The organism is Achromobacter xylosoxidans, assembly GCF_014490035.1.
Classification (GTDB): domain Bacteria; phylum Pseudomonadota; class Gammaproteobacteria; order Burkholderiales; family Burkholderiaceae_B; genus Achromobacter; species Achromobacter bronchisepticus_A.
Genome location: NZ_CP061008.1, coordinates 6,584,885 through 6,604,485, shown reverse-complemented (window position 1 = coordinate 6,604,485; position 19,601 = coordinate 6,584,885). Strand labels below are relative to the sequence as shown.

Annotated in this window: 18 protein-coding genes; 11 read left to right on the top strand and 7 right to left on the bottom strand. The window is 66.0% G+C overall.

Annotated features, from left to right (window positions below; all coding sequences use genetic code 11):
• Nucleotides 1-217: 217 nt before the first annotated feature.
• The 3 genes from IAG39_RS30680 to IAG39_RS30670 are packed head-to-tail and all read left to right on the top strand — an operon-like array spanning nt 218 to nt 2,939.
• A complete protein-coding gene (locus tag IAG39_RS30680) occupies nt 218-715 on the top strand; it encodes a shikimate kinase (RefSeq protein ID WP_223283394.1) in 498 nt (165 codons plus the stop codon).
• Entirely contained in the window at nt 712-1,788 is a 1,077-nt protein-coding gene (aroB, locus tag IAG39_RS30675) for a 3-dehydroquinate synthase (RefSeq protein ID WP_118933107.1), read from the top strand. Before IAG39_RS30680 ends, aroB begins: the two co-directional genes overlap by 4 nt.
• A gap of 2 nt (nt 1,789-1,790) precedes the next feature.
• Nucleotides 1,791-2,939 (top strand): deoxyguanosinetriphosphate triphosphohydrolase, encoded by a 1,149-nt coding sequence (locus IAG39_RS30670; RefSeq protein ID WP_373429025.1) that lies wholly within the window; start codon nt 1,791-1,793, stop codon nt 2,937-2,939.
• A gap of 46 nt (nt 2,940-2,985) precedes the next feature.
• On the opposite strand, the gene IAG39_RS30665 is transcribed toward IAG39_RS30670, so the two are convergent.
• Together IAG39_RS30665 and IAG39_RS30660 are read right to left on the bottom strand one after the other, a co-directional pair.
• A complete protein-coding gene (locus tag IAG39_RS30665) occupies nt 2,986-4,179 on the bottom strand; it encodes a M20 aminoacylase family protein (protein ID WP_118933134.1) in 1,194 nt (397 codons plus the stop codon).
• Between the two features lie 23 nt (nt 4,180-4,202).
• Nucleotides 4,203-5,204 carry a tripartite tricarboxylate transporter substrate binding protein gene (locus tag IAG39_RS30660; RefSeq protein ID WP_118933133.1) on the bottom strand — a complete coding sequence of 334 codons (1,002 nt, stop codon included), beginning with the start codon at nt 5,202-5,204 and terminating at the stop codon, nt 4,203-4,205.
• A gap of 128 nt (nt 5,205-5,332) precedes the next feature.
• On the opposite strand from IAG39_RS30660, the gene IAG39_RS30655 reads away from it, so the two are divergent.
• On the top strand, nt 5,333-6,235 hold the full coding sequence (locus IAG39_RS30655; protein ID WP_118933105.1) for a LysR family transcriptional regulator: 903 nt from the start codon (nt 5,333-5,335) through the stop codon (nt 6,233-6,235).
• Nucleotides 6,236-6,255: 20 nt separating this feature from the next.
• Here the strand turns inward: IAG39_RS30655 and IAG39_RS30650 are convergent, their stop codons facing one another.
• Both IAG39_RS30650 and uvrA read right to left on the bottom strand, forming a co-directional pair.
• Nucleotides 6,256-6,918 carry a glutathione S-transferase family protein gene (locus IAG39_RS30650; protein WP_118933104.1) on the bottom strand — a complete coding sequence of 221 codons (663 nt, stop codon included), beginning with the start codon at nt 6,916-6,918 and terminating at the stop codon, nt 6,256-6,258.
• A 45-nt stretch (nt 6,919-6,963) separates the two neighbouring features.
• On the bottom strand, nt 6,964-9,807 hold the full coding sequence (gene uvrA / locus IAG39_RS30645) for an excinuclease ABC subunit UvrA (RefSeq protein ID WP_373429024.1): 2,844 nt from the start codon (nt 9,805-9,807) through the stop codon (nt 6,964-6,966).
• 187 nt (nt 9,808-9,994) lie between these two features.
• Between uvrA and IAG39_RS30640 the strand changes: the two genes are divergently transcribed.
• The 6 genes from IAG39_RS30640 to IAG39_RS30615 all read left to right on the top strand — a co-directional run bounded on the left by IAG39_RS30640 (nt 9,995) and on the right by IAG39_RS30615 (nt 14,479).
• Entirely contained in the window at nt 9,995-11,212 is a 1,218-nt protein-coding gene (locus IAG39_RS30640; protein ID WP_059379442.1) for an MFS transporter, read from the top strand.
• A gap of 281 nt (nt 11,213-11,493) precedes the next feature.
• Entirely contained in the window at nt 11,494-12,015 is a 522-nt protein-coding gene (ssb, locus tag IAG39_RS30635; protein ID WP_054457172.1) for a single-stranded DNA-binding protein, read from the top strand.
• A 227-nt stretch (nt 12,016-12,242) separates the two neighbouring features.
• A complete protein-coding gene (locus IAG39_RS30630; protein ID WP_118934567.1) occupies nt 12,243-12,824 on the top strand; it encodes a PASTA domain-containing protein in 582 nt (193 codons plus the stop codon).
• A 231-nt stretch (nt 12,825-13,055) separates the two neighbouring features.
• On the top strand, nt 13,056-13,361 hold the full coding sequence (locus IAG39_RS30625; RefSeq protein WP_118934569.1) for a DUF4148 domain-containing protein: 306 nt from the start codon (nt 13,056-13,058) through the stop codon (nt 13,359-13,361).
• An 85-nt stretch (nt 13,362-13,446) separates the two neighbouring features.
• Entirely contained in the window at nt 13,447-13,752 is a 306-nt protein-coding gene (locus IAG39_RS30620; protein WP_088143445.1) for a DUF4148 domain-containing protein, read from the top strand.
• Between the two features lie 130 nt (nt 13,753-13,882).
• Nucleotides 13,883-14,479: a TetR/AcrR family transcriptional regulator gene (locus IAG39_RS30615; RefSeq protein ID WP_059374037.1), complete on the top strand. Its 597-nt coding sequence runs from the start codon at nt 13,883-13,885 to the stop codon at nt 14,477-14,479.
• A 77-nt stretch (nt 14,480-14,556) separates the two neighbouring features.
• Here the strand turns inward: IAG39_RS30615 and IAG39_RS30610 are convergent, their stop codons facing one another.
• The 3 genes from IAG39_RS30610 to IAG39_RS30600 form a co-directional block, all read right to left on the bottom strand.
• Nucleotides 14,557-15,417 carry a hypothetical protein gene (locus IAG39_RS30610; RefSeq protein WP_059374162.1) on the bottom strand — a complete coding sequence of 287 codons (861 nt, stop codon included), beginning with the start codon at nt 15,415-15,417 and terminating at the stop codon, nt 14,557-14,559.
• Nucleotides 15,418-15,666: 249 nt separating this feature from the next.
• Nucleotides 15,667-16,284 carry a TetR/AcrR family transcriptional regulator gene (locus tag IAG39_RS30605; RefSeq protein ID WP_059374038.1) on the bottom strand — a complete coding sequence of 206 codons (618 nt, stop codon included), beginning with the start codon at nt 16,282-16,284 and terminating at the stop codon, nt 15,667-15,669.
• A 115-nt stretch (nt 16,285-16,399) separates the two neighbouring features.
• Entirely contained in the window at nt 16,400-18,574 is a 2,175-nt protein-coding gene (locus IAG39_RS30600) for a malate synthase G (protein WP_118934572.1), read from the bottom strand.
• A gap of 237 nt (nt 18,575-18,811) precedes the next feature.
• Here IAG39_RS30600 and glcC point away from each other — a divergent pair, with 237 nt between their 5' ends.
• Nucleotides 18,812-19,576: a transcriptional regulator GlcC gene (glcC, locus tag IAG39_RS30595; RefSeq protein ID WP_013396917.1), complete on the top strand. Its 765-nt coding sequence runs from the start codon at nt 18,812-18,814 to the stop codon at nt 19,574-19,576.
• Nucleotides 19,577-19,601 lie beyond the last annotated feature (25 nt).

The following is a 19,601-nucleotide window of genomic DNA, read 5'->3' as shown; positions in this document are numbered from 1 at the left end:
GGGCACCGGTTTCTGTAACAAAATCGTTCAGTGTGGTAGGCGGGCAACTGGCGGCTGATGTGATAATGCCGTCATGAACTTTTCCGCTAACTCATGTCCGGAGGCTGACCCGGACCCGGCGTCCTCCTGCGAGACGCCCGAAAACCAGCCTTGCGCGATCGAGTGCACAGGCAAGGCCGCCACGCTGCCGCATGACCTGCCGGTTTTCCTGGTCGGGATGATGGGCGCGGGCAAGACCACCATAGGGCGTGGCTTGGCGCGTGCCCTGGGGCGCGAGTTTATGGACTTGGATCATGAGCTCGAGGCGCGTTGCGGCGTGCGGGTGCCGGTAATCTTCGAAATCGAGGGCGAGGCCGGTTTTCGTCGCCGGGAATCCGCCGCCTTGGAAGAGTGTACCCAACGGCGCAACATAATTCTTGCCACCGGCGGCGGCGCGATCCTGGCGCCGGAAAACCGCCAGCGCCTGCGCGAACGCGGCATCGTGGTCTACCTGCGCGCCAGCGTGGACGAACTGTTCCGCCGCACCTGCCGCGACCGCAACCGTCCCCTGTTGGCCACGGCCGACCCGCGCGGCACGCTGCGCGACCTCATGACCCTGCGGGAACCCCTCTATAAGGAAGTGGCCGACCTGGTGGTGGAGACGGGCGCCATGCCCATCCACACCTTGGTCAAGGCGCTGCTGCCGCAACTGCAAGCCTTCGAGAAGCGCATATGAACGTTGTACACGTGGACACCCCGGGCGGGGCCTACCCGATCCATATCGGCCCCGGCCGCCTGGACGTCCTGGACCAGAGCATTCCGGCGGACGCCACCGCGATCGCCGTGGTCACCAATCCGACCGTCGCGGCCCTGTATGGCGAACGCGCCGAAGCCGCGCTGGCCCGTACCGGCAAGCGGGTGCTGCGCATCGAATTGCCCGATGGCGAAGCCTACAAGGACTGGCAATCGCTGAATCTGATCTTCGATGCCTTGCTGGGCAACCGCCTGGACCGCCGCTGCGTGCTGGTGGCGCTGGGCGGCGGCGTCATCGGCGACATGACCGGTTTCGCAGCCGCGGTCTACATGCGCGGGGTGCGCTTCCTGCAGGTACCCACGACCCTGCTGTCGCAGGTCGATTCGTCCGTGGGCGGCAAGACCGCCGTCAACCATCCGCTGGGCAAGAACATGATCGGCGCGTTCTACCAGCCGGTGGCCGTCGAGATCGACACCGACGTGCTGAACACGCTGCCGGCGCGCGAGGTGTCCGCGGGCCTGGCGGAAGTGATCAAGTATGGCCTGATCCTGGATCCGGACTTCTGGTCCTGGTGCGAGGAAAATGCGCAGAAACTGCGCGAGCTGGATGCCGAGGCGGTGGCCTACGCTATCCGCCGCTCCTGCGAGCTCAAGGCCCAGGTGGTAGGCAAGGACGAGCGCGAGTCCGGCCTGCGCGCCATACTCAACCTGGGCCACACCTTCGGCCACGCCATCGAGTCCGGCCTGGGTTATGGCGCCTGGCTGCATGGCGAGGCGGTCGGTTGCGGCATGGTGCAGGCTGCCGAGCTGTCGGCCGATGTCGCCGGTTTCGACCGCGCCGACGTGGCGCGGGTGCGCGCCCTGGTGGCCGCCATCGGTTGCCCCGTCGTGGCTCCTGACCTGGGCGCCGACCGCTGGCTGGACCTGATGCAGGTGGACAAGAAAACGGAAGGCGGCTCGATCCGCTACGTGCTCATGCCGCGCATCGGCGAAGCCATGACCCGGGCTGCTCCCGACGACGCCGTGCGCGCCGTCCTGGCTCGCACCACTCAATAGACATGCTGGAGACGGTGTTGCAGATGAAAGAGCTGGCTTCCTATGCATCCCACCCGTCTCAATCGCGCGGGCGGACCTATGCCGAGCCGCCGCCGGAAAACCGGACGGAGTTTCAACGCGATCGTGATCGCATCGTCCATTCCGGCGCCTTCCGGCGCCTGGAATACAAGACCCAGGTCTTCGTGAACCACGAGGGCGACCTGTTCCGCACCCGCCTGACCCACAGCCTGGAAGTGGCCCAGATTGCGCGCACGCTGGCGCGCAGCCTGGGCCTGTCCGAAGACCTGACCGAAGCCATTTCGCTGGCGCATGACCTGGGCCACACGCCGTTCGGCCATGCCGGCCAGGACGAGCTCAACGCCTGCATGCGCGAATTGGCGCCCGAGGCGGGCGGCTTCGAGCACAACCTGCAAAGCCTGCGGGTGGTGGACGAACTCGAAGAACGCTACGCGGACTTCAACGGCCTGAACCTGTGTTTCGAAACGCGGGAAGGCATTCTCAAGCACTGCTCGGCCGCGCACGCGCGCCAGTTGGGCGAGGTCGGCCAGCGCTTTCTGGACCGCACCCAGCCCTCGCTGGAGGCGCAGTTGGCCAACCTGGCGGACGAGGTCGCTTACAACAACCACGACATCGACGACGGCCTGCGGTCGGGCCTGATCACGCTGGAACAACTGAAGGAAGTATCGATCTTCGAGCGCCATCACGCCCATGTGCTGGAAAGCTATCCGGGGCTGGCTGCGCGCCGCGCCGTGGCCGAGACCATACGCCGCATGATCAATACGCTGATCGTCGACCTGACGCGGACCTCGCTGGCGCGCATCCGCGAGTTCGCGCCCGCCACCGCCGACGACGTGCGCCGCGCGCCGCCGCTGGCGACCTTCTCGCCCGAGATCCGTAGCGAGGCCGACGAGCTGAAGAAATTCCTGTTCGACAACCTGTACCGTCACTACCGCGTGCTGCGCATGACGGCCAAGGCGCGCCGCATCGTGCGCGAGCTGTTTGCGGCTTTCCTGGACGATCCGCGCCTATTGCCGCCCGACTATCGCCGTCCGGCTTTCAACGAGCAGGCCCGCGCCATCGCCGACTACATTGCGGGCATGACGGACCGCTACGCCATCCGCGAACACAAGCGCCTGTTCGAGATGGCCTGAGGCCCGCAAGCCTGAGGCCCGCGGGCCTCAGGCTTGCGCCGCGGCTTCAGCCCGCCAGATAGCGCTGCGTCAGCAGCACCCAGTAGGCTGCGCCTACGGGCAGGCTATGGTCGTTGAAGTCATAGCCCGGGTTGTGCACCATGCAGGCCCCATGCCCGCTGTTGAAGCCTTCCGCCGAGCCATCGCCATTGCCCACCAGCAGGTAGGAGCCGGGCACTTCCTCCAGCATGAAGGCGAAGTCCTCGCTGCCGGTCAGCGCCCGGGTCTGGAGGTCCACTTGCCCGGCGCCCACCAGTTCCACCGCGACCTGGCGCGCGAAATCGGTTTCTTCGCGAGTGTTGACCAGCACGGGATAACCGCGACCGTAGTCGATGGTGGCGCGCACCTGATAGCTGGCTGCCTGGCTGTGGACCAGTTCCGTGATGCGGGCTTGCAGCGTGTCGCGCACGCCACGGTCCAGCGCACGCACGCTGAGTTTCAGCGTGGCGGTCTGGGGGATGACGTTGTTGGCTTTACCCGCATTGAATGCGCCGACCGTGATCACCGCCATGTGCAGGGGATCGATGTTGCGTGCGACGATGCTTTGCAGGCCCAGCACGATGGCCGCGCCGGCCACCACCGGATCGGCGGCGCAATGCGGCATCGCGCCGTGTCCGCCCACGCCTTCCAGCACGATGGTGACGTTGTCGGATGAGGCCATCGCGGCGCCGTCGCGCAGCAGCAGGCGGCCTTGCGGATGGCCCGGCATGTTGTGCATCGCGAAGATGGCGTCGCAGGGATACTTGCGGAACAGTCCGTCCTCCATCATGCGCTTGGCGCCGCCCAGGCCTTCCTCGGCGGGCTGGAAGATCAGGTTGAGCGTGCCGTCGAAGCCGCCATGCTTGGCCAGATGGTGCGCCGCCGCCAGCAGCATGGCGGTGTGGCCGTCGTGCCCGCAGGCATGCATCACGCCTTCGTTGCAGCTGGCGTGCTCCAGGCCGGTCGCTTCCTGGATGGGCAGGGCGTCCATGTCGGCGCGCAGACCCAGGCGCTTGCCGCCGCTACCGCGGCGCAACTGCCCCACCACGCCGGTGCCGCCCAGTCCGCGTTCCACTTCATAGCCCCATTGCGTCAGGCATTGCGCCACCAGATCGCTGGTGCGGAACTCCTGGAAGCCGAGTTCGGGGTGGCGGTGGATGTCGCGGCGGATCGAGACGAACTCATCGGCCTGGGCGGTCATGGCCTGCAGAACGGGATGCATGGCGGAGAAGTCCTGGAATCGGGTCACGGATTGCCTGCCAGTTTCATGTGGCTGGAGATTTCGCGGAAGCGCTCGGTCTCGGCGCGGTACATGGCGTCAGCCTGTTCCGCGCTCATGGGGGCGGAGACTTCGATGTTCTGATGCGCCAGGCTGTCCTTCACCGAGGGATCCTGCATGGCGGCGTTGAGCGCGGTATTCAGCCGCAAGACCACGTCCTGCGGCGTGTCGCGCTTGACGAAGTAGCCGGTCCAGGTGGTGAAGTTGAACCCCTTGAGCAATTGGCCTTCGTTGACCGACGGCACGGCCTTGAGCGCGGGCAGCTGGCTGCGCTGCGGCTCCAGGGTGGCCAGCAGCTTGATGCGGCCTTGCTCTGCCAGCGCTACCTGCTGCTGCGACAGCGGCAGAATGGCCAGGTCCACCTGACCGCCGCCGATGTCCTGCATCAGCGGCGCGCCGCCCTTGTAAGGCACGTGCATCATGTTGACGCCGATGGTGCGGGCCATGTGTTCGCCCAGCACGTGGTACAGCGAACCCACGCCCACGCTGCCGAAGCTCAGCGGCTGGGTGGCCGAGCGCGAGCGCGCCAGCGTGACCAGTTCGTCGGCGTTGTTGGCGGGCAGGTCGGCGCGCGCCACGATCACCATGGGCGCCATACCTATCATTTGTACCAGGCGGAAATCCTCGCTCTTGAGCTTGATTGCGGGGTTGGCTATGGGGGACAGAATCAGTTCGTTGGGCGAGCCCTGGAACAGGTAGTAGCCGTCGGCCTTGGCTCCCAGCACCTTTTGCGCTCCCAGCGCGCCGCTGACGCCGCCCAGGTTCTCCACCAGCACGGGCTGGCCGAGTTGCTTGGACACGGGCGAGGCCACGACCCGGGCGATGGAATCGGATGCGCCGCCGGCCGGGTAGGGCACCATCATCATGACGGCACGGTCGGGATAGTCTGCGGCGCGGGCGCCCTGGCCCAGCAGCGTCGCGCCCAGCGCCAGCGCGCAGCCGGCCAGGCGCAGGCCATTGAAAAGCATGCTCACGAAATTCCCCTTGGAATGATCTAGTCGTGATTCGCATGCTAGGGACAGGCCTCGCTAGTTGTCTAACGAATTGTTATTCTGGAAGCTAGAAAAAAAACTCATAGATAAACGGGGACTCGAGCATGAATCTCAAGCAGCTCGAACATCTGTTGGCCGTGGCCGAGGCGGGTTCCTTCAGCCGCGCGGCCGAACGCCTGTACCTGACCCAGTCGGCGCTCAGCCGCAGCATCCGCCTGCTGGAAGAAGACTTGGGGGCGCGCCTGCTGGACCGCATGGGCAAGCGCACCGAGCTGACTCCGCTCGGCCTGACCGTCGCCAGCCGCGCGCGGCGCATCCTGTTCGAATCGGGCGAGCTGCGCCGCAGCGCGGAACTGCTGACCCAAGGCGACCGGGGCAGCATCAGCATCGGGCTGGGTTCGGGGCCGGGCGTCATGCTCATGACGCCGCTGCTGGCGCACGTGGCGCAGCACTATCCGCAATTGCGGCTGGACGTGATGCGCGGTTCGCCGGAGGCGCATCTGGCGCTGTTGCGCCAGCGGCGCCTGGATGCGCTGGTGGTCGATACGCGCGGCATCGTGCCGGCGGCCGATCTGCGCATCGAACCCATTTCGGAAATGCGCGCCGGGTTCATCTGCCGCCGCGGCCATCCGCTGGCGCAGACGGGTCGGCCGGCGCGCTTCGCGGAGGTCGCGGCCTATCCGCTGGCGTCCACGTTTCTCGCGGCCGATACCGTACGCATCGTGGTCGACCATTTCGGTGTTGAGGCCGACCCGCAAACCGCGATGCGCCTGCGCTGCGATGAAATCGGCAGCGTGCTGGAAGCGGTGCGCGTGTCGGACGCGGTGTTCCTGGGCATCGTGGGCGCGGCGCGGGTCGGCATCGCCGCGGGCGAATTGACGGAGTTGCCCACCGATCCGCCGCTGCGCAGCCACGCGCTGTTCGCGATGGTGACGCTGACGGGCCGTACCGAAGCGCCGGCGATGGCGCTGGTGCGTGAATTCGTGGCCCAGCGCCTGCGCGATTGAACGCGTCGATTGAACGTGCTTCAGCGCTGCTTGCGGTAGGGCTCGTCTTCGGGCACGAAGGTGGCTTCCGCGAGCGCGTCGCGGGTCCATTCCTGCATGGCGGGCAGCGCCAGCACGGCGTCCATGTAGTCGCGCACCGGGCCGGACGCCGCGATGCCATAGGTCGTGAAGCGCGAGACCACCGGCGCGAAGAAGGCGTCGGCAATCGAGAACTCGCCGAACAGAAACGGCCCGCCCTGGCCGAATGCCGCGCGCGTGTCGTGCCAGATCGCTTGCAGGCGCGCGATGTCCTGTAGCGCAGCCGCGGGAAAGTCGATGCCGGGCAGGTGCGCCTCGACGTTCATGGGTAGCGCCTGGCGCATTGCGCCGAAGCCGCTGTGCATCTGCGCGGCGAGCGACCGCGCGCGGGCCCGGGCCCGCGCGTCCTGGGGCCACAGGCGGGCTTCGGGATGGCGTTCGGCCAGATATTCGCAGATCGCCAGCGTGTCCCAGATCGCGAATTCGCCATCCAGCAGCACCGGCACCAGGCCCGCGGGCGATACCGCGCCCACGCGGCGCGAGAATTCCTCGGTGAAGAAACCGAGCTTTTGCTCGGTAAACGGGATGCCCGCGACGCGCAAGGCGATCCATGGCCGCAGGGACCAGGACGAGTAGTTCTTGTTGCCGATGATCAAGGTGTACATGCCGCGATCCTTCCTAGCCGTTGATGTGATGATTCAGGCGCCGGTTCAGCGGCGCAGCAGCTTGCCCAGGTATTGCCCGGTGTGGCTGGCGGACGTGCCGGCCACGTCTTCGGGCGTACCCTGCGCCACTACGCGCCCACCGCCGTCGCCGCCTTCGGGACCCATGTCGACCACCCAGTCCGCAGTCTTGATGACGTCCAGGTTGTGCTCGATGATCAGCACCGTATTGCCGCTGTCGACCAACTGGTTCAGCACCTGCAGCAGCAGTTCGATGTCGCGGAAGTGCAGGCCCGTGGTGGGCTCGTCCAGGATGTAGAGCGTGCGGCCGGTGCTGCGTCGCGACAGTTCCTGCGACAGCTTCACGCGCTGCGCTTCGCCGCCCGACAGGGTGGTCGCGCTCTGGCCCAGCCGGATATAGGACAGGCCCACGTCGATCAGCGTGTGCAGCTTGCGGGCGATGGCCGGCACGGACTCGAAGTATTCCAGCGCCTGCTCGACCGTCAGGTCCAGCACTTCGCTGATGTTGCGGCCGCGATAGCGGATTTCCAGCGTTTCGCGGTTGTAGCGCTTGCCGTGGCAGACGTCGCAAGGCACGTACATGTCTGGCAGGAAGTGCATCTCTACCTTGACCACGCCGTCGCCCTGGCAGGCCTCGCAGCGGCCGCCCTTGACGTTGAAGCTGAAGCGCCCGGGGTCATAGCCGCGGGTGCGCGCTTCCGGCACGCCCGCGAAGAGTTCGCGGATGGGCGTGAACAGGCCCGTGTAGGTAGCGGGGTTGCTGCGCGGTGTGCGGCCGATGGGGCTCTGGTCCACGCTGATGATCTTGTCGAAGTTCTCCAGCCCCTGCATCGACACGTAGGGTGCGGGTTCGCTTTGCGCATGGTGCAACTGGCGCGACACGGCGACCGCCAGCGTGTCGTTGACCAGCGTGGACTTGCCGGAACCGGACACGCCGGTCACGCACACTAGACGGCCCGCCGGGATGCGCAGGTCCACGTTCTTCAGGTTGTTGCCGCTGGCGCCCGTCAGGGTGAGCCAGGACAGTTCGTCGTTGACGGGGCGCCGCTTGGGGATGGCGATGGCGCGCGCGCCGCTCAGGTACTGGCCGGTCAGCGACTGGGGGTCGCGCTGCACGGTTTCCGGGTCGCCCTGCGCCACCACCTGGCCGCCGTGTTCGCCCGCGCCCGGTCCCATGTCCACGACCCAGTCGGCCATGCGGATCATGTCTTCGTCGTGCTCCACGACGATAACGCTGTTGCCGAGGTCGCGCAGGTGCTGCAAGGTGCCGATCAGGCGATCGTTGTCGCGCTGGTGCAGGCCGATGGAGGGCTCGTCCAGCACGTACATCACGCCGGTCAGGCCCGATCCGATCTGGCTGGCCAGGCGGATGCGCTGCGCCTCGCCGCCCGAGATGGTGTCGGCGCTGCGGTCCAGCGACAGGTAGTTCAGGCCCACGTTATTTAGGAAGCTCAGGCGCGCCTCGATCTCGCGCACGATGCGCTGCGCGATTTCCTGCTTGGCGCCCGTCAGGCTCAGGTCGCGGAACCAGGCCAGGCAGGTCGACAGCGGCATGGCTTCGACTTCGTAAATGGCCTGGCCGTGGCGTTCGCCGCCCCGGGGATCCTGGCCGATCAGCACGTTGCGGGCCTCGGGCCGCAAGCGCGATCCGCCGCAGTCCGGGCAGGTCTTGATGTTGCGGTACTTGCCGAGCTCTTCGCGCACGGTGGCCGAATCGGTTTCGCGCCAGCGGCGTTCCAGGTTCGGGATCACGCCCTCGAAAGTATGGCGCTTGACCGTGCTGCGGCCTTTCTCGTTCAGGTAGAGGAACGAGATCTCTTCGTCGCCGGAGCCGTACAGCACCTTGTCGCGCAGCGCCTCGGGCAGTTCCTCGAAGGGCGCTTCAATGTCGAATTCATAGTGCGCCGCCAGGCTGGTCAAGAGCGAATGGGTGAAGGCGTTGCGGCGGTCCCAGCCGCGGATGGCGCCGGCCGCCAGGCTGAGCTCGGGGAAGGCGACCACGCGCTTGGGGTCGAAGAAACCGACCTGGCCGATGCCGTCGCAACTGGGGCAGGCGCCCATGGGGTTGTTGAAGCTGAACAGGCGCGGTTCCAGCTCGGGCAGGCTGTGGCTGCATACCGGGCAGGCGTAGCGGCTGGAGAAGACCTGTTCGCGGCCGTTGTCCATGTCCAATGCCAGGGCGCGGCCTTCGGCCAGCTGCAACGCGGTCTCAAAGCTCTCCGCCAGGCGCTGCTTGCTTTCGGGCTTGATGCGCAGCCGGTCGATGACGACGTCGATGTCGTGCTTCTCGGTCTTTTTCAACGGCGCCATGCCGTCGATTTCGGTCAGCTGGCCGTCCACGCGCAGGCGCACGTAGCCCTGCGCCTGCAGGCTGGCGCATTCGTCCTCGAAGCTGCCTTTCTTGCCGCGCGCGATCGGCGCCAGCACCGCCAGCCGGGTTTCGGGCGTCCAGGACAGCACCGCGTCCACCATCTGGCTGACGCTTTGCGCCTGCAGCGGCAGGCCATGGTCAGGGCAGTAGGGCGTGCCGACCCGCGCGTACAGGAGCCGCAGGTAGTCGTGGATCTCGGTAATGGTGCCGACGGTGGAGCGGGGGTTGTGGCCCGCGGCCTTCTGTTCGATGGAGATGGCCGGGGACAGGCCCTCGATCAGGTCCACGTCCGGCTTGTCCATCAGCTGCAGGAACTGGCGGGCGTAGGCGGACAGGCTTTCCACGTAGCGGCGTTGGCCCTCCGCGTACAGCGTGTCGAAGGCCAGCGACGATTTGCCCGAGCCGGACAAGCCGGTGACGACCACCAGCTTGTGGCGTGGCAGGTCGAGCGAGACGTTCTTGAGATTGTGGGTGCGCGCACCCCGAATGCGTATTGTCACGTCCATCGGGCTCTTTTAAGCGGTTTCAAAGGCCAACTTGGTACTATAGCGCGCCGAATCCCCCTGCGTTCGGGGCAGTACTCCAGCCTGGATAGACCCGGGGGGCGGCGCCGCACCGCCAGATCAGACCGTGAGCGTGTGACATCCACGCGCGCAGGCGAGCCCTAGTCATCGTTGAATTTTTCGCATGCAGGCAGATAAAAAACTGAAATTGACCCCGTCCGAGCGCCGCGCCAGCGTGGCGCTGGCCGGCCTGTTCGCCGCGCGGATGCTGGGGCTGTTCCTGTTGCTGCCCGTCTTTGCCGTGGCCGCCGCCGGCATGCCGGGCGGCGACGATCCCGCCCGCGTCGGCCTGGCGCTGGGCATGTACGGCCTGACGCAGGCCTTCATGCAGATTCCTTTCGGCCTGGCGTCCGACCGCTGGGGCCGCCGCCCCGTGGTGCTGTTCGGCCTGCTGCTGTTCGTGGCGGGCAGCATCGTCTGTGCGCAGGCCTCCGACGTGTACTGGATCACCATCGGCCGCGCCATTCAGGGCGCAGGCGCGATTTCCGCGGCGGTCACCGCCTGGTTGGCGGACTCGACCCGCGACGAGGTCCGCACCCGTGCCATGGCCATGGTGGGCGGGTCGATCGGCCTATCCTTTGCCGTCTCGTTGGTGCTGTCGCCCGTGCTGGTGGGCTGGTGGGGCCTGTCCGGCCTGTTCTGGACCATCGCCTGCCTGGGCGTGATCTGCCTGGCCGTGGCCGGCTGGGTCGTGCCCGTGGTGCCGCTGACCCAGGCCCGCACCATGCAGGCGGCCCGGCCGCGCGAAGTCCTGACCCATAGCGACCTGCTGCGCCTGAATTTCGGCGTGTTTGTCCTGCATCTGATCCAGGTGGCGCTGTTTGTCGTGGTGCCGGCCCTGCTGGCGAAGGTGGGCGGCCTGGACGCGCGCGAGCTCTGGAAGGTCTACCTGCCCGTCATCCTGGTGTCCTTCGTACTGATGGTGCCGGTGGTGTTCGTCGCCGAAAAGCGCCGCGCCCATCGCGGGGCCCTGCGCGCCGCCGTGGCCGGATTGGTGCTGGTGTGCGCCTTGCTGCCCGCGGCCAGCCATGGCTTCTACACCTTGGCCGCCGCCCTGACAGGCTTCTTCGTGGCCTTCAACGTGCTGGAAGCCCTGCAGCCCTCGCTGGTGTCGCGGGTTGCGCCGCAGGCCTACAAGGGCCTGGCGCTGGGCTTCTACAACACCGCCCAGGCCGCAGGCCTGTTCGCGGGCGGCGCGCTGGGCGGCTGGCTGGCCTCGCATTCCGGTTCCAACGCCGTTTTCATCGCCGCCGCCGGCCTGTCGGCGATCTGGCTGGCGGTGACCTGGGCGCTGCGGCCGCTGCCCGAGGCGGACCGCCCCGCATCGGCGCGGGCCGGCTGAAACATCTCGGATCGCACCCCCAAAAGCGGTCAATAGCCACGAAAATCGGCTCGCCAGGGTGGACGGCTTTGTCACATCCTGGTTTGGCGCGGCGGGCTCTTTTCGTCGATAATACGCATCAAATCAGGGCTTCACTCAGGGTTCAACCCGGCGTCGCCGGTCATCGTTGCGGTGACCGGCGTGTTTCATGAAGCCGGTCTTCAACATCATCGCTTTTATGTTGTTGCCGGCGCGTCCGCGGCAACGCACACGCAGGCTGTCAACAACAGAGGGACAACGGCATGGCATCGGTTAACAAAGTCATACTCGTGGGCAATCTGGGACGCGACCCGGAAGTCCGCTACAGCCCCGAAGGGGCGGCAATCTGCAATATGTCCATTGCCACCACCTCCACCTGGAAAGACAAGGCTTCGGGCGAACGCCGCGAAGAAACGGAATGGCACCGTGTCGTCATGTACAACCGCCTGGCTGAAATCGCCGGCGAGTACCTGAAGAAGGGCCGCTCGGTCTACATCGAAGGCCGCCTGAAGACGCGCAAGTGGCAAGACAAGGATACCGGTGCTGACCGCTACAGCACCGAAATCGTTGCCGACCAGATGCAGATGCTGGGCGGCCGCGAAGACGGCGGCGGCGGCGGCGCAAGCTTTGGCGGCGGTGGCGGCTACGACGACGCGCCTTCGCGCCCGGCACAGCAGCGCGCCCCGGCCCAACGCCCGGCCCCGCAGCAGCGCCCGGCCCCCGCGGCGGCTCCGGCCAGCAGCGGCGCCAATCTGGCGGATATGGACGACGATATTCCGTTCTGATCCCACGTCAGCGGAATGTGGTTTGGAAGGCCTCTGCCCATTTGGGCAGGGGCTTTTTTCTTGTGTATTGCCAACGAGACGCTTGCCGCGCCAGCACCTGGCCACGCAGGGCTTCCGAGACCCGGGCTTACGCAGTAATCTGAGTCCCGTTCAGGCGGGGGCGGCCGGCACGGCTTGGACAGCTGGCCGGCCGCTACGCTCAGCGTTGTTCTTGGATGGAGGACGCCATGCCCGGAGGACCCGACTACCCCTGCGACCATAGCGAGAAGTACTCGCTTGCAGCGCGCAACAGCATCCGCTACACCCCGGCCGCCAATAATGTTCAGGGCTTGTTCCTCACTCCCGAAGGCGATTTGCGGACCTGGCTGATCGCCTCTTATGTGCAGGACAGTCATCGGGATCTGATCACGGCGCTGGCCTACCTCGATGTCGCGGATCGGGCCGCCGCCGAGCGCAACGTGCGCGAGGCGCAACAGGACGCCACCCTCAAGGCCGAGCTTGCGGACCTGCGCGACGAAGTCCGGCAACTCCGAGACACGGTGCAGGCCAGCGCCAAGCTGGTGCAGGCGCTGGTCAGTTCGCTAGGGGTGATCGTGCCGGCCTGGCACACCCGCAAGGAAATCGAGGAGGGTGACGACATGGGCCTGACCCTGCCGAGCGCCCAGGCTCTTGGTTTGGTCATCGAGATCATTGCCCTGCAGCGCGAACCGGGCTACGGCCACGAGGACATCGTTTCAATGGAACCCGAGGCCGGAACGCTGGTGGCGCGGGGCAGCACGGTTCGTGTGCGGGTGAACTTCATGGGCTGATCGGCAGCGGGCAAGCCCTGCTTTTTCGCAACAGAAGCATTTTGTTTCACAAATCCCCCTTGTGCTATCTACCTAGTAGTAGATAAGATTCATCCATCGACGCAGCAAACCAAACACCCGCCGACGTCGAAACCAGAAATACAGTAGGACCGCTTTTTTATTTCCTCAGTCATCTACCTATAAGTAGATAGTTTTTTGAACCGCTACGCAATCGTTATCTGGAGATCAACCATGAAGACCCTCGTATCCGCCCTGATCCTGTCCGCTTCCTTCATTGGCGCCGCCCAAGCCGGCGAACTGGACTATCCGCCCGCCCTGAATACCGAAAGCACGGTGACCCGCGCTCAGGTGCAACAAGAGCTGGCCCAGGCCCGCGCCAATGGCGAACTGGTGTCTGGCGAAGAAGGCTACGCCGCCACGATCTTTGCCGACTCCGGCAACAAGACCCGCGCTCAGGTGCAGAAAGAACTGGCCGCCGCCCGCGCCCAAGGCCTGACCGATAGCGCCGAACTGGCTTATCCGCCCGTGCAAGGCTGAGTTTTTTTTCCCTTGATATCTATCTATAAGTAGATAGCTCTATCGGAACCCTGATGCAGCACCTGATCCTTACTGGAGATCAACCATGAAGACCCTCGTATCCGCCCTGATCCTGTCCGCTTCCTTCATCGGCGCCGCCCAAGCCGGCGAGCTGGACTATCCGCCTCCCCTGAACACCGAAAGCACGGTGACCCGCGCCCAGGTGCAGCAAGAGCTGGCCCAGGCCCGCGCCAATGGCGAGCTGGTGTCGGGCGAAGAAGGCTACGCCGCCACGATGTTTGCGTCGGCTGGCGACAAGAGCCGCAAGCAGGTGCAGCAGGAATTGGCCGCCGCCCGCGCGCATGGCCTGACCGACAGCGGCGAGCTGGACTACCCGCCCGTGCAAGGCTGAGTTTCATGCTGGCACATGCGGATCCCGGGGGGCGGGATGATTCCCGGCCGGGGTCCGCAAGGGTTTTGGAGCAGTGGCAACGCTGCCGGAACCGATGACGAATCAACCTATTAGTAGGTAATATTCAGCCATGGACACTCCTACTTCCAACACCACTCGCGAACAGCTTCTGGCCCACGCCGAGAAGCTGATCCGCACGCGCGGATGCAACGGTTTCAGCTACCGCGACCTGGCTGAACATGTGGGCGTGAAGACGTCCAGCATCCACTATTACTTTCCGGGCAAGGACGACTTGCTCTACGAGGCCGTCGAAGCCTACAGCGCGCGCGCGTTGGCAGCCATGCGCGGCATCGACACGTCGCTGCCTGCGCAAGCGCAGCTCGACCAATACCTGTCGATGATGGAATCGCGCGCCTGCGGGTCCGGCGAACTCTGCCTGGCTGGCATGCTGGCGGCCGAGGTCAATTCGCTGCCCGAACGCGTGCGCGGCGCATTGCAGGGATTCTTCCGCGCGCACGAGGCCTGGCTGGCCCGCGTGCTGGCCGAAGGCGCGGCGCAGGGCACGATGAAGTTCTCCGGCACGCCCGAGGCGGCCGGCCGCGCGGTGTTCGCGACTGTGCAGGGCTGCATACTGGTTGCGCGCCTGTTCCAACAGCCCGCGGCGCTGTGCGAGGCCATCGGCGCCCTGTACGTGGAGTGCGACGGCAAGCGCAGCGGCGCGGCCTGACCGTTCCCGCTCCAAACAGCCCATCAGTCACGGCCGCCATGCGCAAGCAGGCGGCCGTGGTCTTTTGCGCGGCGGGTTCAGGCCGCGAGCAGCGCCCGCGCCATGTCGACGCTGGTGCGCGCCTGGATACCCAGGTCGCGCATGCGTTGCTGGAATGTTGCCTGCGCGTCTTCGAAACCGGCGACGGGACTCATGCAGTCCGTCAGCAGCACCAGGCGCGACAGGTCGCGGCCGGGCAGGTGCTCGGCCAGGTGTTCGACGGTAGCCTTGACGCAATGGCTGCCGGCCTGGCCGGCGATCAGGATGAGTTCGGCGCGGTCCAGCGAATCCAGCAGGCTACGGTTGAGCTGGCTGCGCGGATCGTCGGCATCGGGGACTTCGGCCATAAGCGCGCTGTAGTGCTCGGTCCAGGGATTCATGCCTTTCGGCACCTTGCGCACGATGAATTGGCGCTCGTCTTCCCACCGGCTGTAGGCGGCGCGCACGTCGGCATGCACGTTATGGCCCCAGGTGCCGATTTCGCAATGCAGCGGCCATACCATCAGCGTGTAGCGGCCGCGCGCTTCGAGTTCGTCCAGATACGACAGGGTGCGCGGCAGGTCGTCGTCGTGGCGCGGACGGAACTCGCCCGCGCGCAGCTGTGCCGCCGTGATCTGCGTGTACGGCCCCACGGGCTGGCCGTCGCCGGTGGACCAGAAGGTCGGATGGGCGATGTCCAGGCGATGGTGCGAATCCAGCGTCACCGTGATCGAGGTAAGCGCAGGCGCGGCGGTGTCGATAAAGTGCGCGAGCCGTTGCATGTCGGCGTGCGCGCCGGCCACGGGCAATGCGGGCGCGTGCGCGGCGCCCGTCACGGGATCCGTGGGCAGGTAGGACTCGGGCAGATCGCAGAAGTCATTCTGCGGATCGATGATCAGGAGATGATTGGAGCGCGGCATGACGACGTTCGGGACAGGCGAACTCGAAATATAGAACGGGATGGCCATGTCTTTCTAGAAAAGTACCAGATGCTCGGCGCGGTCCGGTAGCTGCTTGAGCAGCTCGCGCCACTGCAGCCAGACGCTGCCCCCCGCTGAAACGGCGATCACTGCGATAACGATCCACATGTCAGGCTCCTGGATAATTTCGCACGACCGTGCGAAATTAAAGTGAAGAATTGCCGGCACGGGCCGGCGCTGGAAATACGGCTACTCGAGGTACTTGAAACTGCGGTAGGTGGAAATCAATCGCTCATAGGCCGCCCGCACGCGCTGGGGGGCCTTCGGATCCCGCAGGAAGCGGGCATCGTGCATCAGCCCGATCATCAGGCTGTAGACCTCGAACACGAGCTGTTCGGGATCCGTGTCCGGCCTGACGTGGCCAGCTTCCAGCGCCTGGTTGACCGTGCGCAGCATGGCGCCGCGCCAGCGCCGCAGATTGCCCTCCAGCACTGAGCGCAGCGGGGATTCCACGTCGTCGTACTCGAAGGCGCCGGCCACATAGATGCAGCCCGTCAGCGTTTCGACATTGCTGGCGCGCTCGATCCAGAGCGAGACCAGGGCGTTCAAGCGCGGCAGGCCGCGCGGATAGGCCAGGGCCGGGGTGAACACGGCCTCGAGGAAGCGCCGGTCGTATTCGTCCAGCACCGCCTGCTGCAGGGCTTCCAGCGACCCCACGCGTGAGAACACGCCGCTTTTACTGATGCCCAGGCGCTTGGCCACCTGGCCGAGCGACAGGCTCTCCATGCCTTGCGCGGCAGCCATGTCGAGGGCTGCGTCCACAATGGCCGCGAAGGTCAGCTCGCTTTTCTCGGTTTTGGCAGTCATGCGGCAAATTTAGCACGACCGTGCGAAATTGGACGGATTATTTTCCGGAATCGCGCCCCGAAAAAAAACCGGACAGCCTGGCTGTCCGGTCTTGTTGCGGCAAAACGCGCGGGGATCAGGCCTGGGCGGCCTTGAACTCCAGGCGGTACTTGTGCAGCAGCGGCTCGGTGTAGCCGTTGGGCTGGGTCAGGCCTTCGAATACCAGCGCGCAGGCGGCCTTGAACGCCAGCGAGGTGTCGAAGTTGCCGGCCATCGGACGGTAGAGCGCGTCGCCCGCGTTCTGGCCGTCGACTACCTTGGCCATGCGCTTGAAGGTTTCCATGACCTGCTCGCGGTTGGTCACGCCGTGGCGCAGCCAGTTGGCGATGTGCTGGCTGGAGATGCGCAGCGTGGCGCGGTCTTCCATCAGGCCGACGTTGTGGATGTCCGGCACCTTGGAGCAGCCCACGCCCTGGTCGATCCAGCGCACTACGTAGCCCAGGATGCCCTGCACGTTGTTGTCGAGTTCCTGCTGGATGTCCTGCGCGGACCACTTGGACGGATCGCCGACCGGCACGGTCAGCAGGCCGCCCAGCAAATCGTCGCGCACGCTGTCCAGCTTGGTGCGTTCCAGTTCCTGCTGCACGGCCTGCACGTCGACCTGGTGGTAGTGCAGCGCGTGCAGCGTGGCGGCGGTGGGCGAGGGCACCCAGGCGGTGTTGGCGCCGGCCTTGGGATGGGCGATCTTCTGTTCCAGCATCGCGGCCATCAGGTCCGGCATGGCCCACATGCCCTTGCCGATCTGGGCGCGGCCACGCAGGCCCGCGTCCAGCCCGACCAGCACGTTGTTGCGTTCGTAGGCGGTGATCCAGGCGGTGGATTTCATGTCGCCCTTGCGCAGCATCGGGCCGGCTTCCATGCTGGAATGCATTTCGTCGCCGGTGCGGTCCAGGAAGCCCGTGTTGATGAAGGCCACGCGCGCGGCGGCGGCCTCGATGCACGCCTTGAGGTTGATGCTGGTGCGGCGCTCTTCGTCCATGATGCCCATTTTCAGGGTATTGCGCGGCAGCTTGAGCAGGTCTTCGACGCGATCGAAAAGTTCGCTGGCGAAAGCGGCTTCGACGGGGCCGTGCATCTTGGGCTTCACGATGTAGACGGAGCCGGTGCGCGAATTCAGCTTGTACTTGCGGTCCTGCAACGCGGCCAGGCTGGTGACCACGGCGTCCAGGATGCCCTCGGGGATTTCGCGGCCCTCGCGGTCCAGGATGGCCGGGTTGGTCATCAGGTGGCCGACGTTGCGCACGAACATGAGCGAACGGCCGTGCAGGGTCAGCGGCGAGCCGTCGGGACGCGTGTAGTCACGGTCGGCGTTGAGCTTGCGGGTGAAGGTCTTGCCGCCCTTGGTGACTTCTTCGGTCAGGTCGCCCTTCATCAGGCCCAGCCAGTTGCGGTAGACGTGGACCTTGTCCTCGGCATCCACGGCGGCGATGGAGTCCTCGCAGTCCATGATGGTGGTGAGCGCGGCTTCCACCAGCACGTCCTTGACGCCGGCGGCATCGGTGGCGCCAATGCTGTGGCTGCGGTCGATCTGGATTTCGAAGTGCAGGCCGTTGTTCTTGAGCAGGATGGCCGTGGGCGCTGAGGCCTCGCCTTGGTAGCCGGTGAACTGCGCGGGGTTCTTCAGGCCCGTGGCGCCGTTGGCCAGCGCCACGCGCAATTGGCCGTTTTCAACGGTATAGGCGCGGGCGTCGGCGTGCGAGCCCTGGGCCAGCGGGGCGGCGGTGTCCAGGAAGGCGCGGGCGCGGGCGATGACGGCGGCGCCGCGTTCCGGGTTGTAGCCGCGGCCGGTGTCGCCGGGCGTGGCGGGAATGGCGTCGGTGCCGTAGAGCGCGTCGTACAGGCTGCCCCAGCGCGCGTTGGCGGCGTTCAGCGCGTAGCGCGAGTTGGACATGGGCACGACCAGCTGCGGGCCGGCCTGCTGCGAGATCTCGGTGTCGACGTTGTCGGTGGTGGCGCGCACGCTGGCCGGCTGCGGCAGCAGGTAGCCGATGCTTTCCAGGAATTTGCGGTAGGCGGCCGGGTCGGCGATGGGGCCGGGGTGGGCGCGGTGCCAGGCGTCGAGCTCGGCCTGAAGGCGGTCACGCTCGGCCAGCAGCGCGCGGTTCTTCGGGGCCAGGTCGTCCACCAGGGCCGCGAAGCCTTGCCAGAAGCCTTCGGCATCCAGGCCGGTGCCGGGCAGGGCTTCCTGTTCGATGAATTGATTGAGATTGGCCGCCACTTGCAGGCCGTGGTGCTGGATGCGTTGAGTCATGCGGTTCTCTAGCGGTAAGGGACTGGCCGACGCCGCGCGCCGGGCGTATCTGGTCTCGACATCATCGTTCGCGCCTGTCGCAATGTCCATATCAAAACCCACTGGTCATACCAGTTTGTGCGCTGCCGTATGGGCAAACCTGTAATTTTTATGGTTTTATATCAGCTACTTACAGGGGTGTGATGCAAGAGGTCCGATCGGGGATGCCCTTGGTCATACCACTGGTGCGGAGAGTGCATGTACGCGGAAACTGAAGAAAAGCCTCGCCAGGTGGCGGACGAGGTCGCCGAACGGATCGAACGCCTGATCCTGGACGGCGTGCTGAAGGCCGGCCAGGCGCTGCCTTCCGAACGGCGCCTGACCGAGAAGCTGGGCGTGTCGCGCACGGCCTTGCGCGAAGGGCTCAAGCTGCTGCGCGCGCGCGAAATCATCCATACCGCGCAAGGCAAGGGCTCGTATGTGGCGCACATCTCCAAGGTGGACGCGGGCCCCTTGATGCATCTGTTCAATTCGCAGCCGCGCACGCTCTACGACCTGCTGGAAGTGCGTTCGCTGCTGGAAGCCGAGTCCGCCCGGCTGGCGGCCATACGCGGCACCGAGGCGGACTTCATCATGATCCGCCGCCGCTATGACGAAATGGTGGCGGCGCAGGGCACGGCCACCGACACGGCGACGCATGCGCATCTGGACCACGCCTTTCACCTGGCGATTTGCGAGGCTTCGCACAATCCGGTGCTGGTGCATACGCTGCAGTCCTTGACGGATCTGCTGCTGGGCTCGGTCTTCGCCTGTGTCAACAACCTGTACCACCGCCAGCCGGAGAAACGCCAGATCGACCGGCAGCACACGCGGCTGTTCAACGCCGTGACCGCGCGCCAGCCGGAACAGGCGCGCAAGGCGGCCGCGGATCACGTGGACAGCGTGCGCCAGAGCCTGGCCGATATCGAGCAGGAAGAGCAGCGTCTGGTGCGCGCGACGCTGCGGCTGGAAGGCTGGAGCTAGCGTCCCGCGCTATGGCAGGGCGGGA

What these genes read in the sequence shown, in the direction of transcription:
- IAG39_RS30680 (WP_223283394.1), top strand. Translation starts at nt 218, where the DNA reads ATGATGGGCGCGGGCAAGACCACCATAGGGCGTGGCTTGGCGCGTGCC.
- aroB (WP_118933107.1), top strand. Translation starts at nt 712, where the DNA reads ATGAACGTTGTACACGTGGACACCCCGGGCGGGGCCTACCCGATCCAT.
- IAG39_RS30670 (WP_373429025.1), top strand. Translation starts at nt 1,791, where the DNA reads ATGCTGGAGACGGTGTTGCAGATGAAAGAGCTGGCTTCCTATGCATCC.
- IAG39_RS30665 (WP_118933134.1), bottom strand. Translation starts at nt 4,179, where the DNA reads ATGCATCCCGTTCTGCAGGCCATGACCGCCCAGGCCGATGAGTTCGTC.
- IAG39_RS30660 (WP_118933133.1), bottom strand. Translation starts at nt 5,204, where the DNA reads ATGCTTTTCAATGGCCTGCGCCTGGCCGGCTGCGCGCTGGCGCTGGGC.
- IAG39_RS30655 (WP_118933105.1), top strand. Translation starts at nt 5,333, where the DNA reads ATGAATCTCAAGCAGCTCGAACATCTGTTGGCCGTGGCCGAGGCGGGT.
- IAG39_RS30650 (WP_118933104.1), bottom strand. Translation starts at nt 6,918, where the DNA reads ATGTACACCTTGATCATCGGCAACAAGAACTACTCGTCCTGGTCCCTG.
- IAG39_RS30640 (WP_059379442.1), top strand. Translation starts at nt 9,995, where the DNA reads ATGCAGGCAGATAAAAAACTGAAATTGACCCCGTCCGAGCGCCGCGCC.
- ssb (WP_054457172.1), top strand. Translation starts at nt 11,494, where the DNA reads ATGGCATCGGTTAACAAAGTCATACTCGTGGGCAATCTGGGACGCGAC.
- IAG39_RS30630 (WP_118934567.1), top strand. Translation starts at nt 12,243, where the DNA reads ATGCCCGGAGGACCCGACTACCCCTGCGACCATAGCGAGAAGTACTCG.
- IAG39_RS30625 (WP_118934569.1), top strand. Translation starts at nt 13,056, where the DNA reads ATGAAGACCCTCGTATCCGCCCTGATCCTGTCCGCTTCCTTCATTGGC.
- IAG39_RS30620 (WP_088143445.1), top strand. Translation starts at nt 13,447, where the DNA reads ATGAAGACCCTCGTATCCGCCCTGATCCTGTCCGCTTCCTTCATCGGC.
- IAG39_RS30615 (WP_059374037.1), top strand. Translation starts at nt 13,883, where the DNA reads ATGGACACTCCTACTTCCAACACCACTCGCGAACAGCTTCTGGCCCAC.
- IAG39_RS30610 (WP_059374162.1), bottom strand. Translation starts at nt 15,417, where the DNA reads ATGCCGCGCTCCAATCATCTCCTGATCATCGATCCGCAGAATGACTTC.
- IAG39_RS30605 (WP_059374038.1), bottom strand. Translation starts at nt 16,284, where the DNA reads ATGACTGCCAAAACCGAGAAAAGCGAGCTGACCTTCGCGGCCATTGTG.
- IAG39_RS30600 (WP_118934572.1), bottom strand. Translation starts at nt 18,574, where the DNA reads ATGACTCAACGCATCCAGCACCACGGCCTGCAAGTGGCGGCCAATCTC.
- glcC (WP_013396917.1), top strand. Translation starts at nt 18,812, where the DNA reads ATGTACGCGGAAACTGAAGAAAAGCCTCGCCAGGTGGCGGACGAGGTC.